Annotated in this window: 15 protein-coding genes; 10 read left to right on the forward strand and 5 right to left on the reverse strand. The window is 53.3% G+C overall.

Annotated features, from left to right (window positions below; translation table 11 throughout):
- The first annotated feature begins 112 nt into the window (after window positions 1-112).
- Window positions 113-1,573, forward strand: a complete 1,461-nt coding sequence (locus HC231_RS05530; protein WP_208230075.1) for an aminotransferase-like domain-containing protein — start codon at window positions 113-115, stop codon at window positions 1,571-1,573.
- A 9-nt stretch (window positions 1,574-1,582) separates the two neighbouring features.
- On the opposite strand, the gene HC231_RS05535 is transcribed toward HC231_RS05530, so the two are convergent.
- Together HC231_RS05535 and hemL are read right to left on the reverse strand one after the other, a co-directional pair.
- Complete coding sequence (locus HC231_RS05535) at window positions 1,583-2,206, reverse strand: glutathione S-transferase family protein (protein WP_208230076.1); 624 nt, start codon at window positions 2,204-2,206, stop codon at window positions 1,583-1,585.
- A 152-nt stretch (window positions 2,207-2,358) separates the two neighbouring features.
- Window positions 2,359-3,639, reverse strand: coding sequence for a glutamate-1-semialdehyde 2,1-aminomutase (hemL, locus tag HC231_RS05540; RefSeq protein ID WP_208230077.1), 1,281 nt, complete (start codon window positions 3,637-3,639; stop codon window positions 2,359-2,361).
- Between the two features lie 261 nt (window positions 3,640-3,900).
- Between hemL and erpA the strand changes: the two genes are divergently transcribed.
- On the forward strand, window positions 3,901-4,245 hold the full coding sequence (gene erpA / locus HC231_RS05545; RefSeq protein WP_208230078.1) for an iron-sulfur cluster insertion protein ErpA: 345 nt from the start codon (window positions 3,901-3,903) through the stop codon (window positions 4,243-4,245).
- A 125-nt stretch (window positions 4,246-4,370) separates the two neighbouring features.
- Entirely contained in the window at window positions 4,371-5,162 is a 792-nt protein-coding gene (locus HC231_RS05550) for a saccharopine dehydrogenase NADP-binding domain-containing protein (protein WP_208230079.1), read from the forward strand.
- A 26-nt stretch (window positions 5,163-5,188) separates the two neighbouring features.
- Here HC231_RS05550 and HC231_RS05555 read toward each other — a convergent pair whose 3' ends face one another.
- The 3 genes from HC231_RS05555 to mtnN all read right to left on the reverse strand — a co-directional run bounded on the left by HC231_RS05555 (window position 5,189) and on the right by mtnN (window position 7,380).
- The gene (locus HC231_RS05555; protein ID WP_208230080.1) at window positions 5,189-5,461 is read right to left on the reverse strand and encodes a hypothetical protein; all 273 of its coding nucleotides are present in this window, start codon (window positions 5,459-5,461) and stop codon (window positions 5,189-5,191) included.
- A 255-nt stretch (window positions 5,462-5,716) separates the two neighbouring features.
- Entirely contained in the window at window positions 5,717-6,514 is a 798-nt protein-coding gene (btuF, locus tag HC231_RS05560) for a vitamin B12 ABC transporter substrate-binding protein BtuF (protein ID WP_246494698.1), read from the reverse strand.
- A gap of 164 nt (window positions 6,515-6,678) precedes the next feature.
- On the reverse strand, window positions 6,679-7,380 hold the full coding sequence (gene mtnN / locus HC231_RS05565; RefSeq protein ID WP_208230081.1) for a 5'-methylthioadenosine/S-adenosylhomocysteine nucleosidase: 702 nt from the start codon (window positions 7,378-7,380) through the stop codon (window positions 6,679-6,681).
- A gap of 123 nt (window positions 7,381-7,503) precedes the next feature.
- Here mtnN and dgt point away from each other — a divergent pair, with 123 nt between their 5' ends.
- The 7 genes from dgt to HC231_RS05600 all read left to right on the forward strand — a co-directional run bounded on the left by dgt (window position 7,504) and on the right by HC231_RS05600 (window position 16,269).
- Window positions 7,504-9,009 carry a dGTPase gene (gene dgt / locus HC231_RS05570; protein WP_208230082.1) on the forward strand — a complete coding sequence of 502 codons (1,506 nt, stop codon included), beginning with the start codon at window positions 7,504-7,506 and terminating at the stop codon, window positions 9,007-9,009.
- Between the two features lie 207 nt (window positions 9,010-9,216).
- Complete coding sequence (degP, locus tag HC231_RS05575) at window positions 9,217-10,653, forward strand: serine endoprotease DegP (RefSeq protein ID WP_208230083.1); 1,437 nt, start codon at window positions 9,217-9,219, stop codon at window positions 10,651-10,653.
- 234 nt (window positions 10,654-10,887) lie between these two features.
- Window positions 10,888-12,045 carry a CdaR family transcriptional regulator gene (locus HC231_RS05580; RefSeq protein WP_208230084.1) on the forward strand — a complete coding sequence of 386 codons (1,158 nt, stop codon included), beginning with the start codon at window positions 10,888-10,890 and terminating at the stop codon, window positions 12,043-12,045.
- Between the two features lie 415 nt (window positions 12,046-12,460).
- On the forward strand, window positions 12,461-13,471 hold the full coding sequence (locus HC231_RS05585; RefSeq protein ID WP_208231235.1) for a sulfate ABC transporter substrate-binding protein: 1,011 nt from the start codon (window positions 12,461-12,463) through the stop codon (window positions 13,469-13,471).
- A 110-nt stretch (window positions 13,472-13,581) separates the two neighbouring features.
- Window positions 13,582-14,394, forward strand: coding sequence for a sulfate ABC transporter permease subunit CysT (gene cysT / locus HC231_RS05590; RefSeq protein WP_208230085.1), 813 nt, complete (start codon window positions 13,582-13,584; stop codon window positions 14,392-14,394).
- A gap of 11 nt (window positions 14,395-14,405) precedes the next feature.
- The gene (gene cysW, locus HC231_RS05595; RefSeq protein WP_208230086.1) at window positions 14,406-15,287 is read left to right on the forward strand and encodes a sulfate ABC transporter permease subunit CysW; all 882 of its coding nucleotides are present in this window, start codon (window positions 14,406-14,408) and stop codon (window positions 15,285-15,287) included.
- Entirely contained in the window at window positions 15,277-16,269 is a 993-nt protein-coding gene (locus tag HC231_RS05600; protein WP_208230087.1) for a sulfate/molybdate ABC transporter ATP-binding protein, read from the forward strand. The genes cysW and HC231_RS05600 overlap by 11 nt, the downstream gene beginning before the upstream one ends.
- Window positions 16,270-16,417 lie beyond the last annotated feature (148 nt).

Below are 16,417 nucleotides of genomic sequence, written 5' to 3' on the forward strand. Positions count from 1 at the left end.
GAACGTCATGATAAGTGGAATAAAACGATGGTAACAGTTACAGATAATGCTTATTGTAATGAGTACAGTTAGAGTCGGTTTTTAATTGTACCCATTGATTGACGAGGTGATTGTGTCCAGTATCGACCCACAAGAAAGCACGCTTTATCAGCAGTTGGCTGAAACTTTTGCGACGGCGATCCATCAGGGAACCTGGTCGCCGGGGAGCCGGTTACCCGCCATCCGGCGCGTGGCGGGATCGCATCATGTCAGTGTGAATACCGTGCTTAATGCCTGGCGCATTCTTGAGGATCGCGGTCTGATCGAGGCTCGCCCGCAATCAGGCTATTTTGTGCGCGGACGTTTGCCGCCGTTGACGAAAACCCGGCAGCACCGGGCGCGGGTCATCTCGCCAAGCAGCGATAAATTGGATCTGATCGATTCGGTTTTTGCCGCGCAAAAGCATCCCGATTACCTCAACATTTCTCTCGCCTGTCCGCAAAGTAGCGATTTTTACCCCTCCGCGAAGATCGGCCGTATTACCGCTTCGCTATTGCGCCGTCAGCCGGAAATGATTGGCCGCTATGCTTTGCCGCCGGGCAGTGAACGGCTGCGGCGCGAGGTGGCGCGGCGGGCGATGGAGTCCGGCATGGCGCTGAGCAGCGGCGATATCACGGTAACCCATGGCTGCATGGAGGCGTTGCAGCTGGCATTGCGGGCCGTGACCCGGCCGGGCGATTGCGTAGGGCTGGAGACGCCGACCTATTTTTATCTGTTTCCTCTGCTGGCGAGTCTGGGACTGAAAACGGTGGAGATTCCGACCAGCCCGCAACGCGGGCTTTCATTGGATGCATTGGAACTGCTGCTTTCAGAACAACGGCTGCAGGCGATCGTCGCTATGCCCAATGTACAAAATCCACTGGGTTGCAGCATGACGCTGGAAGATAAAAAGCGGCTGGCGAAACTGGTTAACGATTATCAGGTTCCGTTGATAGAAGACGGTTTGTATGGCGAGCTACAGTTTAGCTGGCCGCTCTCTCCGGCGGTCAAAGCGTTCGATTGCGACGGCTGGGTGATTTATTGCTCCAGCTTTACGAAAACGCTGGCACCGGATTTTCGTATCGGCTGGATGGCCGCCGGGCGGTTCAGCGCGACGGTGGCGCGGCTAAAATCGGTGTCGTCAATGGCGGAGTCTGCTCTGCTATCGGAGACGCTGGCGCAATTTTTGGAATCAGGCGGCTACGACCATCATCTGCGCTCGTTGCGCCGCCGCTATGCCGCCCAGTTGGATGAGGCCCGCGGACTGATCGCACGCCATTTTCCGCAAGGCACCCGCGCCACGCAACCGCAGGGCGGCTTCGTCTTTTGGTTGGAGATGCCGGGCAATGTAGACGGCGTGGCGCTATTTCATCGTCTGTTGCAGGAGAAAATCAGCGTGACGCCCGGAGCGCTCTATACCCTGAGCGACCGCTGCCAACATGCGATTCGTCTCTCCTGCTGTTATCCCTTTGATGAGCGCTACACCCACGCGCTTAAACGCGCAGGCGCGCTGACCTGCGAAATGAGCGGCATGGCGCCGGGCAGTGAAAGTTAGTCGGATGTTTTATGGGGTGCCGTTTCGCCCCCATAAAATATAGCCATTGCGTTTGCTTAAACGTTCATAGTAATCGCGAACCGCTGGGTAATCCGGATGATCCAACGGTGTTTCGTACCAGCGGTTGACCGATAGGCCAATGGGAATATCGGCAAGGGTGAAATCTTTCCCCGCCACATAGTGACCGGTTCTTTCCAACTGTTGGTTGAGGATACTCATGGTGTGCGACCAGTCTTTGCTGGATGCGGCCAGGAGATGCGGATCCTGATGGGCGGGCGATTGGCGTACCAGCGACATAAACGCGTAACGCCATGAGGTATTGAGCTCGGCAGACTGCCAGTCGATCCACTGATCAATGGGCGCACGGGCGCGGGGATGTTGCGGATAGAGCCATTCACCGCCGTGGGCGTTAGCGAGATAGCGCAGGATCGCGTTCGACTCCCAGAGGGTGAAATCCCCCTCTTGAATGACGGGCACCATGGCATTAGGATTTAATGCTAAAAATTCAGGCTCAAGGGGGGATTTATAGCCATCGCCCCACTCCTCGCGATGAAAGGGAAGCGCGAGCTCATCGCACAGCCAGAGTACTTTTCGCACATTGATCGACGACGCGCGTCCTAAAATTTTCAACATGTTTTTTTCGCTTACTCCAGAAAATAAATTTATTGGTAAATTATTCGGCGTGCGTTGTCATCCCGGAAAGAAAATAATTTCAGATATTCCTGCGAAAAAGACGGCGCCAGAGAGATGGCGCCGTTGGAAAACAGAGTAAACCCCAGGCCGCTCTACAGCCGGGCAAAAGAATGATGCGCGGCTTCGATCGTGCGCTCAATATCCTGCTGGCTGTGGGCCAGAGACATAAAACCGGCTTCGAAGGCGGAAGGCGCCAGGTAAACGCCTTCTTCCAGCATCATGTGGAAAAAGCGTTTGAAGCGATCTACGTCGCTCGTCATGACGTCCTGATAGCAGGTAACGCGCTCGGCATCGGTGAAAAACAGCCCAAACATTCCCCCGGCCTGATTGATCACCAGTGGAATATTGGCCGCTTTCGCCGCCGCCGACAGTCCGGCGGTAAGCTGTTCGGTCAGTTCGGTGAGCTTTTGGTGCACGCCGGGTTTGGCCACTTCCGTCAGGCAGGCTAACCCGGCGGCCATCGCAATTGGGTTACCGGAGAGCGTTCCCGCCTGATAAACCGGACCGGTTGGCGCCAGAGCCTGCATCACCTCGCGCCGGCCGCCGAATGCGCCGACCGGCATACCGCCGCCGATGATTTTACCCAGGCAGGTCAAATCGGGCACTACGCCGTAGTGAGCCTGCGCGCCGGCCAACGCAACGCGAAATCCGGTCATCACTTCATCAATGATCAATAACGCGCCGAATTCGTCGCACAGCGCGCGCAGTCCCGGCAGGAACTCCGGCAGCGGCGGCACGCAGTTCATATTACCGGCGACGGGTTCGACAATAACGGTGGCGATCTCCTCCGGGTATTGCTCAAAAGCGGAACGCACCGAGGCCAGATCGTTGTAGGTGCAGGTCAGCGTGTGGCGGGCGAAATCCGCCGGCACGCCGGGTGAATTCGGCTGGCCCAGCGTCAGGGCGCCGGAACCGGCTTTCACCAGCAGACAGTCTGCATGTCCGTGATAGCAGCCTTCGAATTTGATGATTTTGTCGCGTCCGGTAAAACCGCGCGCCAGCCGGATCGCGCTCATGGTCGCTTCCGTCCCGGAGTTAACCATGCGCACCATATCCATGGTAGGCACCAGCGAGGTAACCAGCCGCGCCATCTGGACTTCTATCTCCGTTGGCGCGCCAAAACTCAATCCACGCTCGGCGGCGGCGATGACCGCCTGGCGAATCGCCGGGTGATTATGTCCCAATACCATTGGGCCCCAGGAACCGACGTAATCAATGTAGGATTTACCATCGGCATCGTAAAGATAGGCGCCGTCTGCCCGTTCGATAAACAGCGGAACGCCGCCCACGCCGTTGAAAGCGCGGACCGGGGAGTTCACGCCGCCGGGGATGACCTGCTGCGCCGCTGCATACAGACTTTCAGATTTATTCATTAAATGGTGTCCTGACTTTGCGTTTGTCGTGGAAAGTAACGCCATTCTAATCAACTGACCACGGTTATGAAATCGTTGCGCGGAGATCGAATCCGATCAACCTGCGAGATGGCTGGCGGAACCGCCGTCGCCGCTGCATAATTGAGGAGTTATTCATCATCTGACGTCAAATATTGAACGTTTTAATCCGCTATTGGATAATGCGCGTATAATTGGGTGAGAAAAGTATCACCCGATGAGAATTGAGTTGGGAGTAAAAATATGAGTGACGATGTGGCAGTGCCTCTGCAATTTACTGATGCGGCGGCGAAAAAGGTGAAACTCCTGATTGCTGATGAAGAGAACCCTGAGCTGAAATTGCGGGTTTATATTACCGGGGGCGGTTGTAGCGGCTTCCAGTACGGTTTTACTTTCGACGATCAGATCAACGAAGGCGATATGACCATTGAGAAGCAGGGCGTCGCCCTGGTGGTTGATCCCATGAGCCTGCAATATCTGGTGGGCGGCTCGGTCGATTATACCGAAGGGCTGGAAGGTTCGCGCTTCGTGGTAACCAACCCGAACGCCAAGACGACCTGCGGCTGCGGCTCTTCTTTCAGTATCTGATAACGCCTTTACCCGTCAGAAAAGATAAAACCCGTGCAATCTGAGCGACTGCGCGGGTTTTTTGTATGTGGCGATAGGACATACTGTCATTACGGATAGCGAGGGTGAACGATAGGAAGCGGAAATTGAAACGGATATTGGTTATCGGTGGATATGGTCATGCGGGCGCGCAGATAGTCGATTTGTTACTGGCGGTTGGTGAAGCGCATATTACGGTGGCCGGCCGAAATTTAGCGCGCGCCACGCGTTTTGTGCAGGATCGTGAAGCGTATGCATCCCGTTTGGCCGGTATGGCGCTTGATGCAAGGGATGCTGCGCAACTGGGTACGGCGGCGTTAGGGATGGATTTGGTGATTGTTGCCGCGGGAACATCATCAACGGTGGTTCCCGGCGCCTTGGCGGTTATTGCCGCAGGCGCCGATTTTCTTGATATTCAGGTTAGTGCGGCAAAAGTCCGCCAATTACAGGCGCTGGATGCGCAGATGCGAGCCTTGACGGCATCACTGCCTATGCTGCGCGAGGGCGGTTTTCGCGTAGCGGGATTTAACTTGATTACGGATTTTCTCGTTATACCGATCGTCATGGCCGGGATGAAATTATCGCCATCCCTCACGGCTAGGCCGCTTGCTCGTTTACTGCGGGCTTCCATCATCCATGGCTCCAGGCCGCCCTATGGCGCGGCGCTGCAGTTGGATGGGGGGAAACGGGGGGAAAACAGGACGTTATTGCGAATATCGCACGCTGACGCCTACGCCATGACGGCAGCGCCCGTCGTCGCCACGGTCCTGCAATTGCTTGACGGCTCCGCCCGCCGTCCGGGCGTGCATCTACAGGCTATGTTGGTTGATCCGCCGCGTTTTTTTGCCGATTTGCAAAGATTCGGCATTCAGGTAGACCGTTTTTTTCAACCTTGCTAAGCGGCTGGATATCCGCTGACTCAGGTTTACCACTCAACCGTAATCAGACGCGTTTCCACATCGCTTTCTGTTTTGGCTGTTGCTGACGACGCCGGTTCAGCCGGTATACGCGATTCGGTTATTTTGGGCTGAAGGACGGAAGCGACGTTGCACTTCATCTGATATTGCCCCTGTTGAGGTTCAACGCCGCATGAAGGCAGAATGGTTAGCCGGGCGTTAATTTGCCCGCTGCTATTTCCCGCATAAGCGGAACCGCAGACCGCCAGAAGCAAGCCTGCGCTAAGCAAAATATATTTCATTTTCAGTTTATTACCTGGTGTTGAAAGAGCCTATTCAGACTCGAAAATTATCTATGCCCTTCATCTTTTAAGCCGCCGCGATGCGTCTATCAGCGATGAGGTTTTTTTTCGGCGTTTGTATTTATTTCAACCGTTGCGGCGAGATTATAGGCAAAGCGTCGTTGCGAAAACAACGATGATGTTACAAGATATTTTATTAAAATAATCCTTGTAAATCATTATGTTAATATGATTTATCCGGTGATAATCAATCGGCTAATTATTTTTTTTCAGTTCGGCCAATTGACGGCAAATCTGCTGCGCCGCCAGCAATAAGCGCGGTCCGCTGCGATTGAACCAATCTTCATTGACCGCAATAACCGGAATGGATAATTGCGGTTGCCAGAATGTCTGCGTATTCGCTACCGCATCGGCGGAGCCGCTGATGATAATCGCCTGTGGTTTGCGCATTAATACCTGTTCCCGGCTGACCTGCGGCCAGGGAACCGCGCTGTCGCTGAAGATGTTCTGAGCGCCGCACAGCGAGACAACCTGACTTTGCAAAGTACCTTGCGCCGAAGTGAACAGCGGATGGGCGCCAAACTGCATGAACACCCGCAACGGGGTATTGCTGGCGTATTGCCGCTGTAATTCCGCCAGTTGCTGACGAAGCGCGCTGGCGGTTTGTTTCGCCTGTTCCGGATGCAGACTGTATTGCGCCAGCTTCGTCAGCGCGGCGGGAATATCATCAAGCGTTTTGGCGTCCAGATAGACAATGGGAATGCCAAATCCGGCCAGCTGTTCCAGCGGTCTTTGCGGATTGCCTTCACGCCAGGCCAGAATGAGGTCCGGTTTCAGCGCAAGGATCCGCTCAAGGTTGATCCCCTGCCAGGAGGCGACCTGCTCCAGCTTTCGCGCTTCCGGGGGATAGTCGGACCAACTGCTGACCGCCACAAGCTGCGTTCCCATTCCGGCGGCGAACGCTATTTCGGTGGCGTGCGGCGCTAAGCTGATCACGCGCTGCGGAACCGCGTTTGCCGCGGCGATGGTGAAAAATAGCAGCAGCCCGAGCAAAAGGCGGAGAACGCCTATACACGATTGATAACGCTCGTTATTAGGGATTGCGTTCCGCTGGGGGCGTAGCGGCGTAAGCCGCCGAAGCGCCCCTCGGTACGATAAGCCCGGATATCTCGGCGTTACCGTGATGGCGTTATCGTCTAATATCCTCTGCCGCATTGTTACCGGCGCTCAGCTAGCGCCTGTAGCATGGTCTCTACCATACGTGTGGATTGCTGCGCGGCCACGGACAAAAATTCATCAAAGCTCAGGTGGGACTCTTGGTCGGCGACGTCGGAAATTGCCCGCACGATGACGAAAGGTACGGCAAACTGGTGGCAAACATGGGCAATCGCCGTGGCTTCCATCTCGACCGCGATGGCCTTGGGGAAGGTTTTACGAATGCGGGCCAACGGTTCCGCGCCGTTAATAAACGCGTCGCCGCTGACAATCAGGCCGCGCACCGCGTTCAACTGTAATTTCGTAATCGCTTCCTGAGCCAGCGTGATTAACTCTTCATCCGCGATGAAGGCGGCTGGGCAGCCCGCCATCTGGCCGGGTTCATAGCCAAAAGCGGTGACATCGGCGTCGTGATAGCGAACTTCATCGGAAACCACAATATCGCCAACCTTCAGCGTAGCGGCCAATCCGCCGGCCGAACCGGTATTAATCACCACGTCAGGCCGGCAGTGTTCCAGCAATAACGTGGTGCCTAGCGCGGCGGAGACTTTACCGATTCCTGACTTCAATAAGGCGACGTCGACGCCGTTTAATTGCCCGCTATAAATTTCGCAACCTGCGCGCTGTATGGTCTGAAGGTTTTCAATACGATCGCGAAGCAAAGTAACTTCTTGTTCCATAGCGCCGATAATGCCGACTTTCATAGTGTTCCCCACAAATTTTGTTATAAATAGCACGAGTGTAGCGTCGGCTAGTCTATCATGGCTTAGTGGGTTAAATGGAGACGGTTATGCGGCGGCACGCGACCCGTCAATATGGGGAGTACTATGTCTGATATCGATTTTGCGAAAAAGATGAGTTTTCAGCGCCCTCTCAGTCATCCGATTACGGCTGAAGATGAATATTCCATTGTTCGTCAGTTTGAGAGCGATCGCGGACGTATCATTAACTCCGCAGCCATTCGCCGGCTACAGCAAAAAACCCAGGTTTTCCCGTTGGAACGTAACGCCGCGGTGCGCTCGCGGCTGACGCACTCCATGGAAGTTCAACAGGTTGGGCGGTACATCGCCAAAGATATTCTGGAACGGCTGAAGCGGGACAACCGGCTGGAAACGCTGGGGCTGGCCCAACTGCAAACGCCGTTTGAAAGCATGGTGGAAATGGCCTGCCTGATGCATGACATTGGCAATCCGCCTTTTGGTCATTTCGGCGAGTCGGCGATTAATAACTGGTTCAGTCAGTTAATGGACGTCACGCACGCGGGGGATTCTGCCGGCGAAGATAACTGTCAGGTCGGCTTTTTACACCTAAAAGAGGATGGACTGAACGAATTGCGCCGCCGTATTCGTCAGGATCTAAGCCATTTCGAAGGCAATGCCCAGGCGATCCGTCTGGTGCATACCTTGCTTAAGCTGAATCTGACTTACGGGCAGGTCGGCTGTATTTTGAAATATACCCGCCCCGCGTATTGGAGCGAAGAAACGCCGGCAGCGTTTAATTATCTGATGAAAAAGCCCGGCTATTACCTGGCGGAGGAGGCCTTCGTCACGACACTGCGTGAAGAGCTGTCGATGGGAGAGTTTCATCGCCATCCGCTGACTTATATTATGGAGGCGGCGGATGATATTTCCTACTGCATCGCCGATTTGGAAGATGCCGTAGAGAAAGATATTCTCACCATTGAGCAACTCTACGAACATTTGCATCACTCCTGGGGCGAAGTTCGCTCGGGAGATTTATTCACTAAAACGGTGGGTAAATCTTATGAAAACCGGAATCGTCACCAATGGCGCAGCGTCAACGATCAGTTTTTCATGAATCTTCGCGTGAATACGGTGGCTAAACTAGTGCCGCACGCCTCTCAGCGTTTTATTGATAACCTGCCGGAAATCTATTCGGGGGCGTTTAATCAGGCGCTGCTGGAGGATGAAAGCGCGCAAAACCGATTATTGAAAATATTTAAGCATGTTGCGTTGAAGCACGTATTTAATCACCACGAAGTCGAACAATTGGAGCTTCAGGGCTACCGGGTGATCCGCGGATTACTGGATATTTATAGTCCGCTGCTGGATATGTCCTATCAGGATTTTAGCCAGTTAGTGAAAGAAGGAACGCACAAACGCTATCCGATCGAGACACGGCTGTTTCATAAATTATCCAGCAAACACTGTATGGCCTACCGGGAAGCCGTGGAGAACCTGCAACACCTGTCTTATGCGGAACGGGAAATTCGCGAATACTATTTCCGCGCCCGTTTGATTCAGGATTATATCAGCGGCATGACCGATCTTTATGCCTACGACGAGTATCGTCGCCTGATGGCCGCGGAATAATAACTTTTGTAAAGAGATCCAATATTTTCTTACGGTTCAGCATCTTCCATTGATGAACTTAGTTGAGCCATATTTATCTTATACAGCACAACCTCTATATCTTTCGTCTTTCAAGCTGCGGGCGTTTCGGCTTTATGCATCTTGAAATCTATTGGGTATATAAAGGCTGTGATAGCTTGCCTGTTGATTACTGTGAGACATATTCCCATGAAAAGAAAATCATTGGTTCTGAGTGCGCTGACGCTAAGTTTGGCGATGGCTATGGGGCCGCTGGGTGCAAATGCGGCAGAGTTGATCCCATCCTCTTCTTCATCAAATCAGTTGCCCAGTCTGGCGCCGATGCTGGAAAAAGTCATGCCTTCGGTGGTCAGTATCGCCGTAGAAGGGCATACCAGCGTCGCCAGAGAAAAGGTCCCGCAGCAGTTACAGCCGTTCTTTGGTGATAATTCCCCATTTTGTCAGGATGGTTCGCCGTTTCAGGACTCCCCCATCTGTCAGGGCGATGACGGCGGCGACGGGCAATCATCCCGCCAGCAGGCTTTTCAGGCACTGGGCGCCGGGGTGATCATCAATGCAGAAAAAGGCTATGTGGTAACCAATAACCACGTGGTGGATAACGCGGATAAAATTCAGGTTCGGCTGAACGACGGCCGTAAATATGACGCCAAAGTGATCGGCAAAGATCCTCGTTCTGACGTCGCATTGGTGCAGTTGCAGAACTTCAAGAATCTGACGGCGATCCAAATGGCTGATTCCGATCAACTGCGCGTCGGCGATTACACCGTGGCGATCGGTAATCCGTATGGTTTGGGTGAAACGGCGACCTCCGGGATTGTTTCGGCGCTGGGGCGCAGCGGGCTGAATATCGAAAATTATGAAAACTTTATTCAGACCGATGCGGCCATCAACCGCGGAAACTCCGGTGGGGCGCTGGTTAACCTGAACGGCGAACTGATTGGTTTGAACACCGCGATTCTGGCGCCGGATGGCGGCAACATCGGTATCGGTTTTGCCATCCCCAGCAATATGGTGAAAAGCCTGGTTGCCCAGATCGTCGAGTTTGGCGAAGTGAAGCGCGGCGAACTCGGCATTACCGGGACGGAGCTGAATTCCGAACTGGCCCAGGCGATGAAAGTGGATGCACAGCGCGGGGCGTTCGTCAGCCAGGTTCAACCTAAATCAGCCGCGGCCGAAGCGGGAATTAAAGCGGGCGACGTCATTGTCTCGTTAAACGGCAAAGCAATAAGTAGCTTTGCGGCGTTGCGGGCGCAGGTCGGTTCGTTGCCAGTTGGCAGCAAACTGTCGCTGGGGCTGCTGCGTGACGGCAAGCCGCTCACGGTGGACGTTACGCTACAGCAAAGCAGCCAGGCTCAGGTTGCGTCGGGGAACCTTTATTCCGGCATTGAAGGCGCCGAGCTAAGCAACACCCAGATTGATGGTCAAAAAGGCGTCAAAGTCGATAATGTAAAAGCGGGTTCCGCGGCGGCGAAAATCGGCTTGAAAAAAGGCGACATTATCCTGGGCGTGAATCAGCAACCGGTGCAGAATCTTGGCGAGCTGCGGAAAATTCTGGATAGCAAGCCGGCTGTTCTGGCGCTGAGTATTCGTCGTGGCGACAGCAATATTTATCTGCTGATGCAATAAATCACTCCTGTTAACGCCGGGTATTCCCATACCCGGCTCAGGCCGTGATATTAGCTGCGGTATGCTAAGCCTGATGCAGTTCGGCAATGGCTTACCTTTCCTGTACGGCCCGCATTTTGTGAGTTCTTCCACAGTTTAAAGCGAATTCCTGATTCTTTGTTAATTTGCACAATGTACGGCGCGGAACGCGGCGTTATGCTGGTGCGGTTGTCAGTGTTCCTCTCAGAGGTGAAAATGGCGTCGTATCATCTTAATGCCAAGATGGCGCAGGATATTGTCGCACGTACAATGCAGATTATTGATAGCAATATCAACGTGATGGATTCCCGCGGCAAAATCATCGGCAGCGGCGACCAGGAGCGGTTAGGGGAGTTGCATGAAGGCGCGCTGCTGGCGTTATCGCAAGGGCGGGTCGTCGACATTGATGAGGCAGTTGCACGGCATTTGCACGGCGTTCGTCCGGGCATCAATCTGCCGCTGCACATTGACGGCAATATCGTCGGAGTGATCGGCCTTACCGGGAATCCGGGACAGCTACGCCAGTATGGCGAACTGGTCTGCATGACCGCAGAAATGATGCTTGAGCAGGCGAGGCTGCTGCATATGCTGGCGCAGGATAGCCGCCTGCGCGAAGAATTGGTGCTTAACCTGCTCCGTACCGATGAACTGTCGCCGGCTTTGATGGAGTGGGCTCAGCGTTTGGGCATCGATCTTAATCAGCCGCGCGTTGTGGCGGTGGTTGAGGTTGATAGCGGGCAGCTTGGCGTTGACAGCGCCATGGCCGAGCTTCAGCAGTTACAGACGTTGCTGACGACGCCGGAGCGTGACAACCTGATAGCCATTGTTTCCCTGACTGAAATGGTGGTGTTGAAACCCGCCTTGAACAGCCACGGCCGTTGGGATGCGGAAGAGCATCGCCGGCGGGTGGATAGCCTGCTGTCGCGTATGGCGGAAAGTAGCCGGTTGCGTGTTCGTCTGGCGCTGGGTAACTACTTCTCCGGTCCCGGCAGTATCGCCCGTTCTTACCGTACCGCCCGGACGACCATGAGCGTCGGCAAGCAGCGTATGCCTGCGCAGCGTTGCTATTACTATCAGGATTTAATGCTGCCGGTATTATTGGATAGCTTACGCGGCGGCTGGCAGGCGAATGAACTGGTGCGGCCGTTAACCCGGCTCAAGGCGATGGACGGTAACGGCCTGCTGCGCCGGACGCTAAATGCCTGGTTCCGCAATAACGTTCAGCCTGGCGCGACGGCAAAAGCCTTGTTTATCCATCGCAACACATTGGAATACCGTCTTAACCGCATCTCCGAGCTTACCGGACTGGATTTAGGCAATTTCGACGATCGTCTGCTGTTGTATATCGCTCTGCAACTGGATGAAGAAGAGTAGCTATCAATAAACTTGCCGGAATTCACGGACAGTGAATTAACGCGTTGACCGCTATCGTTTACTTAGATTGAAAACTATTACATAACCATAAACAATATAACGCGAGAGTATAAATTATCGCGAAACAGTATTTTTGCCACTTTCCCATATCCTCTATTGTCACTTCCATGTGTTGCTCTGATGTCCGTGTTTAAGCCGCGTTAATCAGCCGCATTCATCGTTATCTTTTATGACCGACTCCCTTGAGCGTTGCCTTTGGGGCGCATCCCGGTTTCATGCCGTCCAGCTTCGGCTGATGTATACGTCAGAAGAGATAACGCTTAAGTGGTTGTTCTGGTGGGAAAGGATGCCAACAGCGCTACAGCTTGAAAAATGAAAGGTAATAATAACAGTTCAATTTTGGGGAGTAATAATGATGTCAATACGCCGTCTGGGATTATCCCTTGCTGCAGCCACGCTACTGTTTTCTGGCGTCGCTTCTGCGGCAACAGAGTTACTGAATGTTTCTTATGATCCTACCCGCGAGTTCTATCAGCAATATAACGCCGCTTTTATTAAGCATTGGAAAGAGACCACCGGCGAAGATATCTCGATCAAGAATTCACATGGCGGATCGGGTAAACAGGCTCGTTCCGTCATCGACGGCCTACAGGCGGACGTGGTAACGCTGGCGCTGGCTGGCGATATCGATGCGCTTAATCTGAATCAACAAATTATCGATCCAAAGTGGCAGGCGCGTTTGCCTGACAACAGTACGCCTTATACCTCCACCATCGTTTTTTTGGTGCGAAAGGGTAATCCGAAGCAAATCAAAGATTGGGGCGATCTGATTAAGCCGGGCGTTGAAGTGATCACGCCAAATCCGAAAACTTCCGGCGGGGCGCGTTGGAATTTCCTTGCAGCCTGGGCTTATGCCAGAGCCCAGCCTGGCGGTAATGAGGAAACGGCGCTGAAGTTCGTTACTGAAGTGTATCGTCATGCGCCGGTTTTGGACACCGGAGCCCGCGGTTCGACCATCAGCTTTGTTCAGCGTCAACTGGGCGATGTCCTGCTGGCCTGGGAGAACGAAGCCTATCTTTCTCTGCAAGAGCAGGGCGGCGATCAGCTTGAAATTGTGACGCCATCGCTGTCCATTCTCGCCGAACCCCCGGTTGCGGTAGTGGATAAGGTGGTGGATCGTAAAGGCACGCGTAAGCAGGCGGAAGCCTATCTGCAATATCTCTACAGCGATGAAGCGCAGCGGATTATCGGTAAAAACTTCTATCGCCCGCGCAATGCCAAAATTGCCGAAGAGTTTAAAGGCCAGTTTGCGCCGGTGAATCTGGTAACCATTGATAAAGACTTTGGCGGTTGGAAAGCCGCACAGGAAACCTTCTTTAACGATGGCGGCGTGTTCGACAAAATCTTCCAGGAAATTAATAAGTAAGTAATGAATTTCTGATGTTGGAAAAGCCGCTGGGGTGGATTCAGCGGCTTTGATTCGTCGGCAGGGGTTAATTAGCCCGAATCACTGAGTATGACTATTAAAGGCACCGTATGTCGCAACGTAGCTCCCCGGTAATTCCCGGTTTTGGTTTAACTTTGGGTTTCAGCCTGAGTTATTTAGGATTGATTGTACTCATTCCGTTGGCAGGAATGTTTCTTTATGCCAGCCAATTGACACTGGTACAGTTTTGGGAGCTGATTACCAGCCGACAGGTGCTTTTTTCCCTCCGTTTGTCCTTCGGGACGGCGCTGATGGCCGCTTTTATCAATGGTATTCTGGGAACGCTGCTGGCATGGGTGTTGGTGCGTTACACCTTCCCCGGACGCAAGGTCATTGATGCAATGATCGACATGCCCTTTGCTCTGCCGACCGCCGTCGCCGGGATTGCGCTAACGGCCTTATATGCGCCGAATGGACTTATCGGCTCGCTGTTTCCCTTTAAGATCGCCTATACCGGCATTGGTATTACGCTGGCGCTGATTTTTGTCACCTTGCCTTTCGTGGTCAGAACACTGCAGCCCGTGCTGGCTGATATTCCGAAGGAAATCGAAGAGGCGGCGGCCTGCCTTGGCGCTCGTCCGTTGCAGGTATTCCGCCATGTCTTAATTCCGACGTTGCTTCCCGCCTGGTTAACCGGCTTTGCCCTGGCATTCGCCCGCGGCGTGGGCGAGTACGGATCCGTGGTGTTTATCGCGGGGAATATTCCATTTAAAACTGAAATCTTGCCGCTGCTGATCGTCTCCAAACTCGATCAGTATGACTATAAAGGCGCGACCGGAATTGGCGTGTTTATGCTGCTGGTTTCTTTCATTATGTTGTTGCTGATTAATTTATTGCAGCGCCGTATTCAACCGAAACTGTAAGGTTTGTCGTCATGGAACAGGTTATGTCCACTCAGTCCCGGGCAACGAAATCCCCGAAGAATCCGGCGACGTATTACGTTTTGGTTTCGTTGGCGTGGATCGTTTTTTTTCTGATTCTGGTGTTGCCGCTCTTGATGGTGGTGACGCAGGGATTGCATAACGGGGTCGGGGCGTTCTGGAACGCCATTACCGAACCGGATGCGATCTCCGCGCTGAAACTGACATTACTGGCAACGGTGATTTCGGTTCCGCTCAATGTGGTTTTCGGATTGGCGACGGCATGGTGCGTGACCAAATTCGAATTCCGCGGCAAAAGTTTTTTGCTGTCGTTAATCGATCTGCCTTTCTCTGTCTCTCCCGTCGTGGCGGGTCTGGTTTATGTTCTGCTGTTCGGCGCGCAAAGTAAGCTGTACCCGTTCCTGACCGCGCATAATCTGGAGATCGTTTATGCCGTGCCGGGGATTGTGCTGGCGACCATTTTCGTCACGCTGCCCTATGTCGCTCGCGAACTGATCCCTCTGATGGAACAGCAGGGCTCGCAGGAAGAAGAAGCGGCCAGACTGCTGGGGGCTAACGGCTGGCAAATGTTCTGGCATATCACGTTGCCTAACGTGAAGTGGGCGTTAATTTATGGCGTGGTGCTATGTACCGCCAGGGCGATGGGGGAGTTCGGCGCGGTTTCCGTGATTTCCGGCCATATCCGCGGGTTGACCAATACGCTGCCGCTGCATATCGAAATTCTTTACAACGAATACAATATCGTCGCCGCTTTTAGCGTCGCCATTCTGCTGTTGGTGATGTCGCTGGTCGTTCTACTGTTGCGCCAGTGGAGCGAGAGCCGTCTGACGAAGCAATTACAGAAACAACAGGAGTTGACCAAAAATGAGCATTGAGATCCGTAATATTAATAAACAATTTGGTCAGTTTCAGGCTTTGAATCAAATCAACCTTGCCATTCATAGCGGCGAGCTGGTGGCGCTGCTGGGGCCGTCCGGGTGCGGCAAAACGACGCTATTGCGTATTATCGCCGGTTTGGAAAGGCCGGATAGCGGCAATATTATTTTTCATGGCGAAGATGTGTCCGTTCACGACGTGCGCAAGCGTAATGTGGGATTCGTATTCCAGCACTACGCCTTATTCCGCCATATGACGGTGTTCGACAACGTGGCGTTCGGGCTGAAAATGAAGCCTAAAGGTATCCGTCCGTCCAAACGCGACATTGAGAAAAAAGTGCATGAGCTGCTTGGTCTGGTTCAGTTGGATTGGCTGGCGGATCGCTACCCCGAGCAGCTATCCGGCGGGCAGCGCCAGCGTATCGCCCTGGCCAGAGCGTTGATTGTCGAGCCCAGCATTCTGTTGTTGGATGAACCCTTTGGCGCGCTGGATGCCAAAGTGCGCAAGGAACTGCGCCGCTGGCTATCGCGGCTGCATGAGGATATCAATCTGACGTCGGTGTTCGTTACTCACGATCAGGAAGAGGCGATGGAAGTCGCCGATCGTATTGTGCTGATGAATAAGGGGGTCATTGAACAAATTGGTTCCCCTGACGAAGTTTATAATCATCCGGCCAGCGAGTTTGTCTACCACTTTTTGGGTGATAGTAACCAACTGAAAATTGAAAAAACGGATGAAACCATTCTGTTTCGCCCGCATGAAGTCGCCTTGTCCGTTCAGGCGCAGGACGGCTATCAGCCGGTCATCGTTCGTGATATTCGCCCGCTGGGCGCATTAACCCGCCTGTCGTTAAAAATTGGCAACCAACAGGAGTTAATAGAGGCTGAAGTGGCAAGGGACGATCTTAGCCTGCGGGGGTTGCAAAAAGGCGATGTTATCCAGTTCAAACCCAAACGCTATAACCATGATTGGGAAATCTGACGCTTGACCGTAACGCTGATAAAAACGTCCTGAAAAGGGCGTTTTTTATATGGCGTAGGGCAAAACCATCATCAGCGATTAAACGCCGTTGCATGACAGTGCCATACAATTGAAAACAGATCTCATATCACACCGATGGTTTTATCCT

The organism is Brenneria izadpanahii, assembly GCF_017569925.1.
In the GTDB taxonomy this organism is placed as follows: Bacteria; Pseudomonadota; Gammaproteobacteria; order Enterobacterales; family Enterobacteriaceae; genus Brenneria; species Brenneria izadpanahii.